This is a genomic window from Allobosea sp. TWI1241 (assembly GCF_039673065.1).
In the GTDB taxonomy this organism is placed as follows: Bacteria; Pseudomonadota; Alphaproteobacteria; order Rhizobiales; family Beijerinckiaceae; genus Allobosea.
The window spans coordinates 85,271-100,180 of record NZ_JBDJKW010000005.1 but is presented as its reverse complement, the minus strand read 5'-3'; the positions used below and the strand labels follow the sequence as shown (position 1 = coordinate 100,180).

General features: G+C 69.6%; 14 protein-coding genes. 10 read left to right on the top strand and 4 right to left on the bottom strand.

All coding sequences use genetic code 11. The features are described 5' to 3' along the window. Positions 1 to 10 precede the first annotated feature (10 nt). The 4 genes from ABE438_RS08705 to ABE438_RS08690 all read left to right on the top strand — a co-directional run bounded on the left by ABE438_RS08705 (position 11) and on the right by ABE438_RS08690 (position 3,345). Positions 11 to 1,174, top strand: coding sequence for an amidohydrolase/deacetylase family metallohydrolase (locus ABE438_RS08705; RefSeq protein WP_346502206.1), 1,164 nt, complete (start codon positions 11 to 13; stop codon positions 1,172 to 1,174). 109 nt (positions 1,175 to 1,283) lie between these two features. Further along, a complete protein-coding gene (locus tag ABE438_RS08700; protein ID WP_346502205.1) occupies positions 1,284 to 1,787 on the top strand; it encodes a GNAT family N-acetyltransferase in 504 nt (167 codons plus the stop codon). Positions 1,788 to 1,810: 23 nt separating this feature from the next. Further along, positions 1,811 to 2,269, top strand: coding sequence for a RidA family protein (locus tag ABE438_RS08695; protein ID WP_346502204.1), 459 nt, complete (start codon positions 1,811 to 1,813; stop codon positions 2,267 to 2,269). Further along, positions 2,266 to 3,345 (top strand): D-TA family PLP-dependent enzyme, encoded by a 1,080-nt coding sequence (locus ABE438_RS08690; protein ID WP_346502203.1) that lies wholly within the window; start codon positions 2,266 to 2,268, stop codon positions 3,343 to 3,345. Before ABE438_RS08695 ends, ABE438_RS08690 begins: the two co-directional genes overlap by 4 nt. A gap of 76 nt (positions 3,346 to 3,421) precedes the next feature. Here ABE438_RS08690 and ABE438_RS08685 read toward each other — a convergent pair whose 3' ends face one another. Together ABE438_RS08685 and ABE438_RS08680 are read right to left on the bottom strand one after the other, a co-directional pair. Beyond that, positions 3,422 to 4,147 carry a DUF1028 domain-containing protein gene (locus ABE438_RS08685; RefSeq protein WP_346502202.1) on the bottom strand — a complete coding sequence of 242 codons (726 nt, stop codon included), beginning with the start codon at positions 4,145 to 4,147 and terminating at the stop codon, positions 3,422 to 3,424. A gap of 12 nt (positions 4,148 to 4,159) precedes the next feature. Then, positions 4,160 to 5,962: a gamma-glutamyltransferase family protein gene (locus ABE438_RS08680; protein ID WP_346502201.1), complete on the bottom strand. Its 1,803-nt coding sequence runs from the start codon at positions 5,960 to 5,962 to the stop codon at positions 4,160 to 4,162. 208 nt (positions 5,963 to 6,170) lie between these two features. Between ABE438_RS08680 and otnK the strand changes: the two genes are divergently transcribed. The 3 genes from otnK (at position 6,171) to ABE438_RS08665 (ending at position 10,413) form a co-directional block, all read left to right on the top strand. Then, positions 6,171 to 7,436 carry a 3-oxo-tetronate kinase gene (gene otnK / locus ABE438_RS08675; RefSeq protein ID WP_346502200.1) on the top strand — a complete coding sequence of 422 codons (1,266 nt, stop codon included), beginning with the start codon at positions 6,171 to 6,173 and terminating at the stop codon, positions 7,434 to 7,436. Between the two features lie 68 nt (positions 7,437 to 7,504). Then, positions 7,505 to 8,824: a malonyl-CoA decarboxylase gene (locus ABE438_RS08670; protein ID WP_346502199.1), complete on the top strand. Its 1,320-nt coding sequence runs from the start codon at positions 7,505 to 7,507 to the stop codon at positions 8,822 to 8,824. A gap of 41 nt (positions 8,825 to 8,865) precedes the next feature. Further along, positions 8,866 to 10,413 carry a malonate--CoA ligase gene (locus ABE438_RS08665; RefSeq protein WP_346502198.1) on the top strand — a complete coding sequence of 516 codons (1,548 nt, stop codon included), beginning with the start codon at positions 8,866 to 8,868 and terminating at the stop codon, positions 10,411 to 10,413. Positions 10,414 to 10,454: 41 nt separating this feature from the next. Here ABE438_RS08665 and ABE438_RS08660 read toward each other — a convergent pair whose 3' ends face one another. Both ABE438_RS08660 and ABE438_RS08655 read right to left on the bottom strand, forming a co-directional pair. Further along, a complete protein-coding gene (locus tag ABE438_RS08660; protein ID WP_346502197.1) occupies positions 10,455 to 11,009 on the bottom strand; it encodes an NADPH-dependent FMN reductase in 555 nt (184 codons plus the stop codon). Positions 11,010 to 11,112: 103 nt separating this feature from the next. Beyond that, complete coding sequence (locus ABE438_RS08655; protein WP_346502196.1) at positions 11,113 to 11,913, bottom strand: creatininase family protein; 801 nt, start codon at positions 11,911 to 11,913, stop codon at positions 11,113 to 11,115. 206 nt (positions 11,914 to 12,119) lie between these two features. On the opposite strand from ABE438_RS08655, the gene ABE438_RS08650 reads away from it, so the two are divergent. From ABE438_RS08650 to ABE438_RS08640, 3 genes are read left to right on the top strand one after another with little or no spacing between them, the layout of a single operon-like run. Continuing rightward, positions 12,120 to 13,148 carry an ABC transporter substrate-binding protein gene (locus ABE438_RS08650; protein WP_346502195.1) on the top strand — a complete coding sequence of 343 codons (1,029 nt, stop codon included), beginning with the start codon at positions 12,120 to 12,122 and terminating at the stop codon, positions 13,146 to 13,148. Between the two features lie 41 nt (positions 13,149 to 13,189). Further along, positions 13,190 to 14,014 carry an ABC transporter ATP-binding protein gene (locus tag ABE438_RS08645; RefSeq protein ID WP_465248592.1) on the top strand — a complete coding sequence of 275 codons (825 nt, stop codon included), beginning with the start codon at positions 13,190 to 13,192 and terminating at the stop codon, positions 14,012 to 14,014. Continuing rightward, positions 14,011 to 14,880, top strand: coding sequence for an ABC transporter permease (locus tag ABE438_RS08640; RefSeq protein WP_346502194.1), 870 nt, complete (start codon positions 14,011 to 14,013; stop codon positions 14,878 to 14,880). Before ABE438_RS08645 ends, ABE438_RS08640 begins: the two co-directional genes overlap by 4 nt. Positions 14,881 to 14,910 lie beyond the last annotated feature (30 nt).

Genomic DNA, 14,910 nt, shown 5'->3' with positions numbered 1-14,910 from the left:
GGGAGCCAGCATGACCCACGATCTCATCCTGAAGGGCGGGCGCGTCATCGACCCGTCGCAGAAGCATGACGGCGTCGCCGACATCGCCTTCACCGGCGGCAAGGTCTCCGGCTTCGGCAAGGACCTGACCGGCGCCCGCGAGATCCGCGACGTCTCCGGCTATATCGTCACCCCGGGCCTGATCGACCTGCACACCCATGTCTACTGGGGCGGCACCTCGCTCGGCATCGACGCCGACGAGTTCTGCCGCATGTCCGGCGTCACCACCTCGGTCGATACCGGCTCGGCCGGGCCGGGCAACTGGGCGGGCTTCCGCAAGCACGTCATCGAGCCGAGCCAGGCCCGCATCCTCGCCTATCTCCACGTCTCGCATGCCGGCATCTACGGCTTCGACCATCGCGTCATGGTCGGCGAGAGCGGCGATCTACGCCTGATGAACCCGATCGACTGCGCCGCGGTCGCCGACGCCAACCGCGACTACATCGTCGGCATCAAGGTCCGCGTCGGCCTGCACGCCTCGGGCACCTCCGGCACCGTGCCGCTCAATATCGCCCTGCAGGTCGCCGACGAGGTCGGCATGCCGCTGATGTGCCATATCGACCATCCGCCGCCCTCCTATGAGGAGGTTCTGGCGATGCTGCGCCCCGGCGACGTGCTGACCCACGCCTTCCGCCCCTTCCCGAACGCGCCCTGCACGGCGCAGGGCACGGTGAAGCCCGAGGTCGTCGCCGCCCGCAAGCGCGGGGTGATCTTCGACATCGGCCACGGCAAGGGCTCGTTCTCGTTCAAGACGACGCGCGCCATGCTCGCCAACGGCTTCGAGCCGGACGTGATCTCGTCGGACGTGCACAAGCTCTGCATCGAGGGCCCGGCCTTCGACCAGGTCACCACCATGTCGAAGTTCCTCTGCATGGGCATGGCGCTCAACGACGTCATCGCCGCCTCGACGGTGAACGCCGCCATGGCGCTGAAGCGGCCCGAATACGGCTCGCTCAGGGTCGGCTCGCTGGGCGATGCCACCATCCTCACCGTCAAGGAGGGCCGGTTCGACTATGTCGACGTAGTCGGCGAGCACCTGATAGGCGACCGCAAGATCGTTTCGGAAGGCGTGGTGCTCAAGGGCGCCTGGTGGCATCCGAAGCGCAGCGGCAAGTTCCGCAAGCTCCAGGCGTGAGCGCGGCCGGGCGCGGCGGCATCCACCGGCGCGCGAATCCCCCAAAGCCGGTAGAACAGGCGGCGCGACATGTCCGGGGCGGTCCCGGGCACGCTGCCCGGTTGCTGTGATGACGATATCTCCCTTTGCCTGGCGCGCCATGGCCGCCGCCGACCTGCCGGCGGTCGCGCGCGTCGCCGCCGAGGTCCATCCCGACTATCCCGAGGGCGAGCCGGTCTTCGCCGAGCGGCTGGCGCTGCATCCGCAGGGCTGTCTCGTCCTGGCGCGGGGGGAGGAGATCGGCGGCTATGTGCTGAGCCATCCCTGGCGCCTCGGCGAGGTGCCGGCGCTCGACAGCCTGCTCGGTGCGCTGCCGGGCGATGCCGACGCCTGTTACATCCACGACATCGCCCTGCTGCCGCAGGCGCGCGGCGGTGGCGCCGCCGGCGCGGCCGTCGCCCGGCTCGCGGGCCATGCCGCCGAGGCGGGGTTCGCCCGCATGGCGCTGGTCGCGGTCGGCGGCTCGACGGGCTTCTGGCAGCGCCAGGGCTTCCGTGACCTGCAGGACGAGCGGCTTGCCCGCAAACTCGCCAGCTATGACGATGCGGCCCGCTACATGGTCCGCGACCTCTGAAGACGGACGAAAGGGAGAGAACGATGAGTGCCGACGAGAAGCTCCGCAGCCTGGGCCTGACGCTGCCCCAGGTGCCGAACCCGGTCGCGACCTATGTCAGCTTCAAGCGCGTCGGCGACATGGTCTATCTCTCCGGGCAGGGACCGAAGCGTGCCGACGGCACCTATCCGACCGGCAAGGTCGGCGGCGACGTCTCGCTGGAGGAGGCCTATGAGCATGCCAAGCAGACCGGGCTCGGCCTGCTCGCGGCGATGAAGACGGCCGCGGGCTCGCTCGACAAGGTCGAGGTGGTGAAGCTGCTCGGCATGGTCAACGCGGTGCCGGACTTCTCCGACCATCCCAAGGTGATCAACGGCTGCTCTGACCTGTTCGTCGCGGTGCTCGGCGACAATGGCCGTCATGCCCGTTCTGCCGTCGGCATGGGCTCGCTGCCCAACAACATGACGGTGGAGATCGAAGCGATCGTGAGGATCCTGCCGTGACGACGCCGCTCGCCGAAGAGATCGCCCGCATCCACGGCACGCCGGCCGTGGTCATCGACCTCGACAAGGTCGAGGCCAACATCGCCCGGCTGCAGGCCGCCTGCGACGCCGCCGGCGTCGCCAACCGCCCGCACATCAAGACCCATAAGTCGCCGGAGCTCGCCCGCCAGCAGATCGCCGCCGGTGCGCGCGGCATCACCTGCCAGAAGCTCGGCGAGGCCGAGATCATGGCCGATGGCGGGATCGACGACATCCTGATCAGCTACAACCTGCTCGGCGAGCAGAAGCTGGGGCGGCTCGGCCATCTCCAGCGCCGCGTCCGGGTGATCGCTACCGCCGACAACCCCGTCACCATCGCCGGTCTGCCGCAGGCGGCGGAGATCGCCGGGCGCGACCTCGAGGTCGTGGTGGAATGCGACAGCGGCCGCAAACGCGCCGGTGTCGAGACGCCCGGCGAGGCGGTCGCGCTCGCCAAAATGATCGCGGGGTCCAAGGGGCTCTCCTTCGCCGGCTTCCTGATGTATCCGCCGGAGGATGGCTGGGAGGCGACGCAGGTCTTCCTCGACACCGCCAATGCCGGGTTGCGCGATGCCGGGCTGGAGGCGCGCATCGTCTCGACCGGCGGCTCGCCCAACATCCCCAATATCGGCAAGCTGAAGGGCGCCACCGAGCACCGCGCCGGCACCTCGATCTTCAACGACCGCATGCAGATCGCAGCCGGCGTCGCCGGGATCGAGGACTGTGCGCTGACCGTCTACGCCACCGTGGTCAGCCGGGCAGGGCCGGAGCGCGGCATCCTCGATTCCGGCTCGAAGACCCTGACCAGCGACAGCGGCGGGCTCGACGGCCACGGGCTCATCCTCGAATACCCGCTGGCGAAGATCGCCAAGTTCGCCGAGGAGCACGGCTTCCTCGACCTTTCCGGCAGCAATGAGCGGCCAGAGGTCGGCGAGATCGTCCGCATCGTGCCGAACCATGTCTGCGTCGTGGTGAACATGGTGGACAAGCTCGTCACCGTGCGCGGCGACAGGCTGGTGGGCGAGCTCCCTGTCGCGGCACGCGGCCGGCTGACCTAGCGCTGCCGCCTGCGCAGCCACCGCATGGCCGGGCGCGCCCCGGTCATGATGCTCCGAGGACGGCGCAGCCGCGCCGTCATTCCGGATGGCGGGCGTTCCAGGACGCGGCGTAGTCGGTGCAGTAGCGGTCGATCTCCGCCTGCTCCGGCGGGACGGCGTTGCGGGCGCGCGACGGCGCGAAATGCTGGTAGGGCAGATGGCGCTGATGCGCGACGCGCCAGAGCCGGCGCAGCTCCTTCAGCGGGTCGGCATGGTCGTCGACGCGGATGTCCATGGCCGGCACCGGATCCTGCGTCCAGATGCGGATCGAGGCCGATTGGCGGCCGCGCTTGTCGCCGCCGGCCTTCTCGCCCGCCTCGAGCGCGACCAGCAGCCGCTCGTCGAAATCCAGGGCCGAGTGCTTCACATAGGCCTTCAGCGTCTCCTCGACGACCTCGGGGCCGGCGAGCATGTTGCCGGCCACCGAGACCTGCGGCCCGTCCACCGCCCCGCACCAGTCGACGCAGGCATTGCCGGTGAAGGAGGCGGTGCGCCCGTCGCGGTCGATGACGTGCAGCTGGCGATGGGCGCGGCCCTCGTCCGAGCCGGTGAGGATCGTGATCACCTCAACCGCCGAGCGCCCCTCGCGCAGCAGCGTCAGCCCGTCGACGCCATAGAGCGGATTGGTGAAGGCCTGGGTCGCCAGCGCGCCGAGGCGGCCGCCACCATGCGGGACGCGAGCGCCGACCGCGAAGGCGCAGGTGGAGACGGCGACGCCATAGGCGCCGGTCGCGGCGTCGCGGGCGACGATGGACCAGGTCATCAGTACTCTTCCTCAGCGTCCGCAGGCATAGGCCTGCATGAGACGGGGCGTCGCCGCCGCGCGCAAGAGGCCGTCGGCGCTCTTCTCGGCGGCGGTGAGTCGCCCCACCGTCCAGGCGGGAGCCTTTTCCAGCCGATGGCCGCGCCGCGCAAGCTCGGCCATCGCGGCAGCCCCGATGCTCTCCTCGACCGTGAGGTGCCCCGGCCGCGCCTCGCGCGGATAGAAGGTCGAGGGGAAATGCTGGGTATGGAACAGCGGCAGGTCGATCGCCTCCTGCAGGTTCAGCCCGTGATGCACCCGGCGCAGGAACATGCCGAGCTGCCACTGCTCCTGCTGGTCGCCGCCCGGCGTGCCGAAGGCCAGGCGCGGCGCGCCGTCCTCGAAGGCGAGGGTCGGGGTCAGCGTGGTGCGCGGCCGCTTGCCCGGCGCCAGCGAGGAGGGCAGGCCCTCGTCGAGGAAGAAGGCCTGTGCCCGCGAGTTCAGCGGGAAGCCGAGTTCGGGGATCACCGGCGAGGATTGCAGCCAGCCGCCGGAGGGCGTCGCCGCGATCATGTTGCCCCAGCGGTCGATCACGTCGATATGCACGGTGTCGCCGCGCCGCGACGAGGCGACCATGGCGGCGAGCGTCGGCTCGCCGACCGTCGCGCCGCCGGTCGCGCCGTTCTCGCCGGCGATGCGGAAGGCGGCGCGCGCCCGCTCTACCTGCGCCTCGAAGCCGGGAACGAGGCCGGGGCGGATCTCCAGCGAGGCCATCTCGCCGATCTGGGCGCGGCGCGTGGCGCCATAGGCGTCCGAGAGCAGCGTCTCCAGCGGCACGTCAACGAAATCCGGGTCGCCGTAATAGGCCTCGCGATCGGCGAAGGCGAGCTTCATCGCCTCGGTGACGTAATGCGTGAATTCCGGGCTTGCCGGCCCCATCGTGCCGAGGTCGATGCCCTCGAGGATCTTCAGCGTCTGCAGGAAGACCGGGCCCTGGCCCCAGGGGCCGATCTTGAACACCTCCCAGTCGCGATAGCGCACGCTGGCGGGTGTCTCGTAATGTGGCGTCCAGCCGGCCATGTCATCGGCGGTCAGCAGGCCGCGATGGCGCCGGCCGGTCGAATCCATTGCCTCCGTGCCGCGGCAGAAGGCGTCGATCGCCTCGGCGACGAAGCCTTTGTACCAGGCGTCCTGCGCCGCCTGGATCTGCGTCTGGCGGTCCGGTCCGGCGGCCTCCGCCTCGCGCAGGATGCGCTTGTAGGTCTCGGCCGCCGCGACGTTGCGGAACAGGCTGCGCCCGGCCGGCACGGCCCCGCCGGGCAGGTAGACGTCGCCGGAGCTGCGCCATTCGCCGCTGAACAGCGCGGTGAGCCCGGCGATGGTATCGCTGACACGCGGCAGCAGCGGGTGTCCGTTCTCATAATAGCCGATCGCCGGTTCCAGCACCTCGCGCAGCGGCAGCAGGCCATGGTCGCGCAGCAGCGTCATCCAGCCGCCGAAGGCGCCGGGGATCACGGTGGAGAGCAGTCCGTCGCCGGGAATGACGTCGATTCCGAGCGCCTTGTAGGCGGCGATGGTCGCGGCCTGCGGCGCCGGCCCCTGCGCGCAGAGCACCTCGGTGCGGCCGGTCTTCGCCGCGTGGAAGATAGCGGGCATGTCGCCCGCCGGCCCGCAGAGATGCGGCTCGACCACCTGCAGCACGAAGGCGGCGGCGGCGCAGGCGTCGAAGGCATTTCCGCCCTTTTCCAGCATCGCCATGCCGCTGGCGCTGGCGAGCCAGTGGGTCGAGGTCACGACGCCGAAGGTGCCGAGGATTTCGGGGCGGGTGGTGAACATGCAGGCGGTCCTCGGCGAGATGGCGTCTGGCGGCAGTCTAGCGCCTGATCGCGGCAGGGCTATGCTCGGCACCGCGCAGGCCGGTCAGCCGGCCGGCGCATGGCGTCGCGCCATGGCGGGGCTGTCGCTCCGCCGCGCGATTCTGGTATGCAAGATTCCTGAGGCGTCCTTCTGCCGGCGCCCGAGCCTGAATAGAGAGTGCCGAACCATGCTTCTGGGTGTGATCGCCGACGACATGACGGGCGCGACAGACGTCGCGCTGATGCTGAACCGCGCCGGCATGCGCACGGTCCAGGTCATCGGCGCACCGGCCGAGGGTGCCAGCCTGCCGGACGCCGACGCGGTGGTGGTCGCCCTGAAATCGCGCACCAACCCCGTCGAGGAGGCGATCGCCGATTCGCTCGCCGCCTGCGAGGCCCTGCTGGCCGCCGGCGCCCGCCAGATCCTGTTCAAATACTGCTCGACCTTCGATTCGACCGAGCGCGGCAATATCGGCCCGGTCGCGGATGCGCTGATGGAGCGCCTCGGCGCCCGCCAGGCCATCGTCTGTCCGGCCTTCCCGGCCAATGGCCGCTCGATCTTCAACGGCTATCTCTTCGTCGGCGAGGTGCCGCTGCACGAGAGCTCGATGAAGGATCATCCGCTCACCCCGATGCGCGATTCCAGCCTCGTCCGGCTGATGGGCGCGCAGGCGAAGCATCCGGTCGGGCTCGTCTCCTACGCTACCGTGAAGCAGGGCGTCGACGCGGTGAGCAAGCGCCTCGCCGAGCTCGAGCAGGACGGCAGGCGCTATGTCGTGACCGACGCGCTCGACAACGACCATCTCATGGTGCTGGGCGCCGCGATCGCCGACCATGTGCTGCTGACCGGCGGGTCGGGCATCGCGATGGGCCTGCCGGAGAACTTCCGCAAGGCCGGCCTGCTGCCGAACCGCGAGACAGCGAGCCATCTCGCCGCCGCCGCGGGCCGCCCCGGCATCATCTCGGGCAGCTGCTCGACTGCGACGCGTGGCCAGATCCGCCAGGCGCTCGAGGCCGGAATCCCGGCGCTGAAGGTCGATCCGCTGGCGCTGGCCTCCGGCACGCAGACGGCGGCCGAACTGGCCGACTGGGCGCTCGCCCAGCCGCAGGACAAGCCCTTCCTGGTCTATTCCAGCGACGATCCGGCCGAGGTCGCCGCCGTGCAGCAGAAGCTCGGGCGCGAGCGTGCCGGCGCCATCGTCGAGGAGGCCTTCGCCGAGCTGGCGCGCCGGCTGGTGGCAGGCGGCGTCTCCCGCCTGCTGGTCGCCGGCGGCGAGACCTCCGGCGCCGTGGTGCAGGGACTGTCGATCCGCACGCTCGAAATCGGCCCCGAGATCGATCCCGGCGTGCCGTGGACCCGCGTGGTCGAGGGGCCGGAGCTGGTGGTCGCGCTCAAATCCGGCAATTTCGGCGCGCCCGACTTCTTCCTGAAGGCCTGGAGCCTGCTGCGCTGACGTGACCGCCTTCCGTTTGCGGGACGAAACCTCGTAGACTGCGGGCCGGATCTCGGATGGGGGCAGGCATGGCGTTTCTCGGCGATCTCCTGACGACGGTGGCGGATCGCGGCCGCGCGCTGATCGGCTTCGAGCGCACGGGCAGCGGCCGGCGCCGGCCGCTCGCCGATCTCTGCGAGGACCTGCTGTCCGGTCGTGGCGAGGCCTCGGGCATGGCGCTGGCGCAGGCCGTGCTCGACGAATGGGACCGGCTCGACGCCGAGGGCCGCCTCGGCTTCTTCCGCCTGCTGCTCACCCATTTCGGCCCGGACCATGAGCGCCTCGCCGCCGCGCTCGAAGCCTATCGCGAGGACGGCGATGCCGGCCCGCTGCATCTGGCCTCCGAACCGCGCCGCCAGGAGCTGTTCCGGCGCCTCAACCTGGCGCCCGGCGGCACCCGCGTGCTGGTGCGCATGCGCGAGAGCCTGTTCACCGCGATGAAGGAGGAGCCGGCGCTGGCGGCGGTCGACGCCGATTTCCGCCATCTCTTCGCCTCCTGGTTCAATCGCGGCTTCCTGGTGCTGCGCCGCATCGACTGGCGCACCCCGGCCAATGTGCTGGAGAAGATCATCCGCTACGAGGCGGTGCACGCCATCGCCGACTGGGACGATCTGCGCCGCCGGCTCGAACCCGGCGACCGGCGCTGCTTCGCCTTCTTCCATCCGCAGCTGATCGACGATCCGCTGATCTTCGTCGAGGTGGCGCTGACCCGCGAGATTCCGGGCCGCATCGACGACCTGCTCAGCGACGAGCGGGCCGTGCTGCCGGCGACGTCCGCGACGACCGCGGTGTTCTATTCGATCTCCAACTGCCAGGAGGGGCTGCGCGGCATCTCCTTCGGCAATTTCCTGATCAAGCAGGTCGCCGAGGATTTGAAGCGCGAACTGCCGGGGCTGGACGTCTTCGTCACCCTGTCGCCGGTGCCGGGCTTCGCGCGCTGGCTCGGCCGGGCGCTGGACGAGCCCGGCGCGATCGGCCTCTCCGAGGAGGAGGCGGCGCTGCTGCGCCTGCCGCAGGTCGAGGTCGCGGCGCTGGACGAGGCCGGCCGGGCCCGGCGCGACAAGCTGCTCGGCCACGCCATGGCCGACTACATGTTACGCGCCCGCAGCCCGGCCGGGCGGATCGTCGATCCGGTGGCGCGCTTCCATCTCGGCAATGGTGCGCGGCTGGAGCGGATCAATGTCGGCGGCAACCTCTCGCCGCGCGGCCTGCGGGAAGCGCATGGCGTCATGGTCAATTACCGCTATGAACTCGCCGATATCGAGGCCAATCACGAAGCCTTCGCCAGCCGCGACATCGTCGTCGCCTCGTCGGCGGTGAAGAAGCTTCTGCGCCCGCCGGCAGGCTGAGCGCGACGGACGGTTCGGAAACGCTGAAAGGACCCGAAAACATGGGCAACTACCTGTTCGATCTCGTACGGGCGCGGATTCCCGCCCCCGATGCGCCCTTCGCGCTGCTCGATGACGGACGCAGGCTCAGCTACGCCGACATGGTCGCGGTCTCCGCCCGCTTCGCCAATGCGCTCGTCGCGCTTGGCGTGAAGCCGGGAGACCGCGTCGCCGTGCAGGTCGAGAAGTCGATCGAGGCGCTGATGCTCTATCTCGGCACCGTCCGGGCCGGCGCCGTCTTCCTGCCGCTCAACACCGCCTATACCCCGGCCGAGATCGAGTATTTCCTCGGCGATGCCGAGCCGGCGGTCTTCGTCTGCGATCCCGCCCGCGCCGAGGCGCTGCGCCCCTATGCCGAGAAGGCCGGCGCCAAGCTGGAGACGCTCGGCATCTGGCGTTCGCCCGAGGTCTCGGCCGGCACGCTCGCCGACAAGGGGCTCGCCGCCTCGCCCGAATTCGCCGACGTCGCCCGCGGCGCCGACGACCTCGCCGCCATCCTCTACACATCCGGCACCACCGGCCGGTCGAAGGGGGCGATGCTGAGCCATGACAACCTCGCCTCGAACGCGCTGGCGCTGGTCGATTACTGGCGCTTCACCAGCAAGGACGTGCTGCTGCACGCCCTGCCGATCTTCCACACCCACGGGCTCTTCGTCGCCACGAACACCATCCTTTTCTCCGGCGCCTCGATGATCCTGCTGCCGAAATTCGATCCGGACCAGGTCTTCAGATACCTGCCGCAGGCGACCTGCATGATGGGCGTGCCGACCTTCTATGTCCGCCTTCTGCAGGACGAGCGGCTGACCAAGGCGGCGACGGCCCATATCCGCCTGTTCGTCTCGGGGTCCGCGCCGCTGCTGGCCGAGACGCACCGAGCCTGGCGCGAGCGCACCGGCCACGCCATCCTCGAGCGCTACGGCATGACCGAGACCAATATGAGCACCTCGAACCCCTATGACGGCGACCGCATCGCCGGCACGGTCGGGTTCCCGCTGCCCGGCGTCTCCGCCCGCGTCGTCGATCCCGAGACCGGCGCCGCGCTCGCCCGAGACGAGATCGGCATGATCGAGGTCAAGGGCCCCAACGTCTTCAAGGGCTACTGGCGCAACCCCGAGAAGACCGCGGCCGAGTTCCGTCCCGACGGCTTCTTCATCACCGGCGACCTCGGCAAGATCGACCCGGCCGGCTACGTCCACATCGTCGGGCGCGGCAAGGACCTGATCATCACCGGCGGCTACAACGTCTATCCCAAGGAGGTCGAGGCCGAGATCGACGAGATGGAGGGCGTGATCGAGAGCGCCGTCATCGGCGTGCCGCATCCCGATTTCGGCGAGGGCGTCACCGCGGTCGTCGTGGCCAAGCCGGGCGCCAGCATCACCGCCAAGGGCATCGCCACCGCGCTGGAACAGCGGCTGGCGAAGTTCAAGCAGCCCAAGCAGGTCTTCGTGGTGCCGGAACTGCCGCGCAACACCATGGGCAAGGTCCAGAAGAACCTGCTGCGCGAGCAGTACAAGGACATCTACGCCCCGGCGCTGAAGGCCGGCGAATAGCGACGGACCAGCCGCCCCGCTGCGGCGGGGCGGCGATCGCGTCAGGCGGCGAAGCGGCCATAGGGCACGCTCCGCCGCGCCGATTTCAGCGCGCTCGCCCACCAGTGCAGCTGTGCCAGCATGGTCGCCATGGCGCGCTCGGCCCGTTCGGTCGCGAGCGGAAGTTCCTGCGCCTCGAGCTGGTCGGAGGCGTGGGCGAAGCAGACCCCGTCGCGGATCGGTGCGGCGTGGAGTTCCCCGAAGACCAGCCGCAGCTGCTCGACCGCCCGCAGCCCGCCCGAGACCCCGCCATAGGACACGAAGGCGACCGGCTTGCCCTGCCATTCGTGGCGTGCGGCGTCGATCAGCGCCTTGAGCGGCGCCGGAAAGCTGCGGTTGTATTCGGGCGTCACCACGATGAAGGCGTCGGCCCGGTCGAGCCGGGCATTGCGATCGGCGGCGGCCGATGCGTTGCTTTCGATCAGGTCGGCGGTGAACGGCCCGTCCCCAGCGACCTGTGCCAGCGTCCAGCGGGTGATCGCCGCGCCGGCCCCGTCTGCGCGCGTGCTGCCGCCGATGATCGCGAGATGGATGGGAAACAGGGAGGCGGGCGGCATGACGGCTCCGGCGCGGGCGGTTGCGGAGCCTGCGCCTATAGGACCTCAACCATTGTCGAGGTCAAGCCGTCCCCGCGCGCCTCGCCGGTGACGCGCCGCCGCCTCAGCCGGCCCGGTGCAGGGTCGCGAGCGGGAAGCGCGCCAGATCGCCCAGGAGTTCGACGAAACCCTTCGCCTGGTGCTCGGCGGTCGCCTTGCCCTTGGCGGCCGTGGCGAGACTTGCGTCGCCGACCGCGCCGGACGGGTGGACGTCCTGCGCCATCCAGGCCAGCGCGTGCACGCCGGTCGGGCGCAGATGGGCGTAGCCCTCTTCCGCCATGGTCACGGTCAGCGGCTTGAAGCGGCCGGCCGCGCTCATATCGACCAGGTCTGGCCGGAAATGCAGCATCAGCGAGGTCTCGACATCGCCGCCATGGATGCCGTGGCGGGCGTCGAATTCGTCATAGAGCCCGTCGGGCAGGCCGAAACCGCTCCAGGAGGTGGTGACGACCGCCATGCCCTGCGTCACCCGCAATTCGCGCGCGACCACCTTCATCGGGTCGACATTGCCGCCATGGGAGGTGACGAGCACCAGCTTGCGCAGGCCGGCGCGGCGAACGCTCTCGCCGATCTCCAGCCAGCTGCGGATCGCGCTCTCCCACGAGACGGTCAGCGTGCCCGGCGAATGCAGGTGCTCGTTCGACTTGCAGACCGCCTGCGTCGGCAGCACCAGCACATCGAGCCCGGCCGGAACCTGCGGCATGGCCAGCGCCAGCATCGCGTCCATCACGGAGGTGTCGACCGAGACGGGAAGATGCGGGCCGTGCTGCTCGATCGCCGCCAGCGGCAGCACCGCCACCGTGCGCTCGGGCGAGAGGGCTGCGAAATCGGTGGTCTTGAGGTCGCCCCAGAAGCGCGCGGTCATGGTCGTGGTCTCGTCCTGTCTTGCAAGCGGCGCGAGCATAGCGATGGCGGAGCGCGAAGGAAGCGTGTTGCACGCGTGCCCTGCCTTGTGAAAACCGCGCGCGAAGCATTCCGCCTGCGCCGTCACCATGGCATAGAGGGCGGAACGGCGAGCCGCCCGGGAGGCCTCTGGCCCGGCCGCCGCCGCAAAGACCGAAGGGAACGGCCATGACGATGAAGTACCGTCTCGACCGGCGCGCCGCGCTCGGTCTTCTCGGTGGCACCGCCGCCTCGATGCTGGTGCCGATGCCGGGTGCGCGCGTCAACGCGCAGACGCTCGACAAGGTCAGCTACCAGACCAACTGGCGCGCCCAGGCCGAGCATGGCGGCTTCTATCTCGCGGCGGGCAACGGCATCTACAAGAAGTACGGCCTCGAGGTGGATATCCGCCCGGGCGGGCCGCAGCAGAACCCGACCCAGCTGCTGATGGGCGGCCGCGTCGACATGATCATGGGTAACTCGCTCGAGGCGCTGCATTTCGCCGCCGAGAATCTGCCCTTCCTCTGCGTCGCGGCGATCTTCCAGAAGGACCCGCAGGTGCTGATCTCGCATCCGGGGCAGGGCAACGACACGCTGGCCGACCTCAAGGGCAAGCCGATCCTGATCGCGGCACAGGGCCGTGTCGCCTTCTGGCCGTTCCTCAAGCAGAAGTTCGGCTACAAGGACGAGCAGGTCCGTCCCTACACCTACAACATGGCCCCCTTCCTCGCCGACAAGACGGTGACGCAGCAGGGCTATCTCTCCTCGGAGCCCTATGTCATCCGCCAGGCCGGCATCGATCCGGTGGTGCACCTGCTCGCCGATGCCGGCTTCGAGAACTACAACACCACCATCACTACCTCCCGGAAGATGGTCGGCGAGCGCAAGGAGGTGCTGCAGCGCTTCGTCGACGCGACGCTCGAGGGCTGGGCTGAGTACATCAAGGGCGGCGAGGGGATCGCCGCGGCCAATGCCCGCATCCTCAAGGACAATCCCGACATGGACGCCGCGAAGCTCGCCTACGCGCTCAAGGTGATGAACGAGTACGGCATCATCCGCTCGGGCGACGCCGAGACGCTCGGCCTCGGCGCGATGAGCGACGCCCGCTGGGCCCGCTTCTACAAGACGATGAACGAGACCGGCGTGGTGCCGTCGGGCGTCGACATCGCCAAGGCCTACACCCTCGACTTCGTCAACAAGGGCATCGGCAAGGCCTGAGGGCCGGCCGCGACCGGCGGGATCAACAGAGAGCGGGACCACTGAGTTTGGACACGTCTTCCAATCGCCCGGCGGCGGGTACGGCGTCGGGCGTCGGCGACGGCACGCCGCTGGTTTCCATCCGCCATGTTTCCAAGCGCTTCGGAAACGGCACGCTCGCGGTGCGCGACGTTCATCTCGATCTCGCATCGGGTGAGTTCGTCAGCCTGCTAGGCCCGTCGGGTTGCGGCAAGTCCACCCTGCTGCGGATGATCGCCGGCCTGGCGGCGCCCTCGGAAGGGTCGATCGACTGGCCGGCGGAAGCGGGCGGCAAGCCCGGCGAGGGCAGGGGGCTGGGCTTCGTCTTCCAGGACCCGACCCTGATGCCCTGGGCTGACACGCTCTCCAACGTCATGCTGCCGCTCAAGCTGCGGCATGTGCCGCTCGACGAGGCGCGCGACCGCGCCGCCGAGATGCTGGCGCTGGTCGGGCTCAAGGGCTTCGAGAAATCCTATCCGCGCGAGCTTTCGGGCGGCATGAAGATGCGCGTCTCGATCGCGCGCGCGCTGGTGCTGCGCCCCAAGATCCTGCTGATGGACGAGCCCTTCGCGGCGCTCGACGAGATCACCCGCCATCGCCTCAACGACGACCTGCTCGGCCTGTGGTGGAAGGAGCGCTTCACCGCGGTCTTCGTCACGCATTCGGTGTTCGAGTCGGTCTATCTCTCGCAGCGCATCGTGGTGATGGCGGCGCGTCCCGGGCGCGTCATGGCCGATCTCGATGTCTCCGCGCCCTATCCGCGCGACGAACTGTTCCGGACCTCGGGGGATTACGCGCGGCTCTGCCGGCTCGCCTCCGGCAAGCTCAAGGAGGCGATCGGCTCATGAGCACGCCTGCCGTGCCGCATGACGGCACCGACGCCGAAGCCAGGCCCGTCGCCAGCGTCGAGCGGCGCGTGCTCGGCGTCTCGACCGAGGTCTGGCCGCGCATCCTCGCCCCCTTCGCCATCGGCGTGGTGGTGCTCGGCCTCTGGGAGTTCCTGGTGCGCTGGTATGCCGTGCCGGCCTATGTGCTGCCCGGCCCTGTCCTGATCGGCGAAACGCTGGTCGCCGACTGGGGCACGCTGTTCGGCTCGCTGCTGATCACGCTGCGCATCACCTTCCTGGCGCTGGCGGCGGCGGTGATCGTCGGCGTCTCGCTGGCGGTGCTGTTCACCCAGTCGAAATGGCTGGAGATGGCGCTGCTGCCCTATGCGGTGATCCTGCAGGTGACGCCGGTCGTCGCCATCGCGCCGCTGATCATCATCTGGGCCGGCGACATCAACCTGTCGCTGCTGATCTGCGCCTGGCTCGTCGCCTTCTTCCCGATCCTGTCCAACACGATCCTCGGGCTGAACTCGGCCGATCACAACCTCGTCGACTATTTCCGGCTGAACGGCGCCACGCGCTGGCAGACGCTGCGCTATCTCAAGCTGCCGGCCGCACTGCCCTATTTCCTCGCCGGGCTGAAGATCTCGGGCGGGCTGGCGCTGATCGGCGCAGTCGTCGCCGAGTTCGTCGCCGGCACCGGCGGCTCGGAATCGGGTCTGGCTTACCGCATCCTGGAATCGGGCTACCAGCTCAAGATTCCGCGCGTCTTCGCGGCGCTGCTGATGATCTCGCTGACAGGCGTGGCGATCTTCCTGGCGACCAGCACGATCTCGCATCTGCTGCTGCGGCGCTGGCACGAGAGCGCGCTGAAGCGCGAGAGCTGAGCGGGCACGGGCAGCGACGGGCCGCCCTGG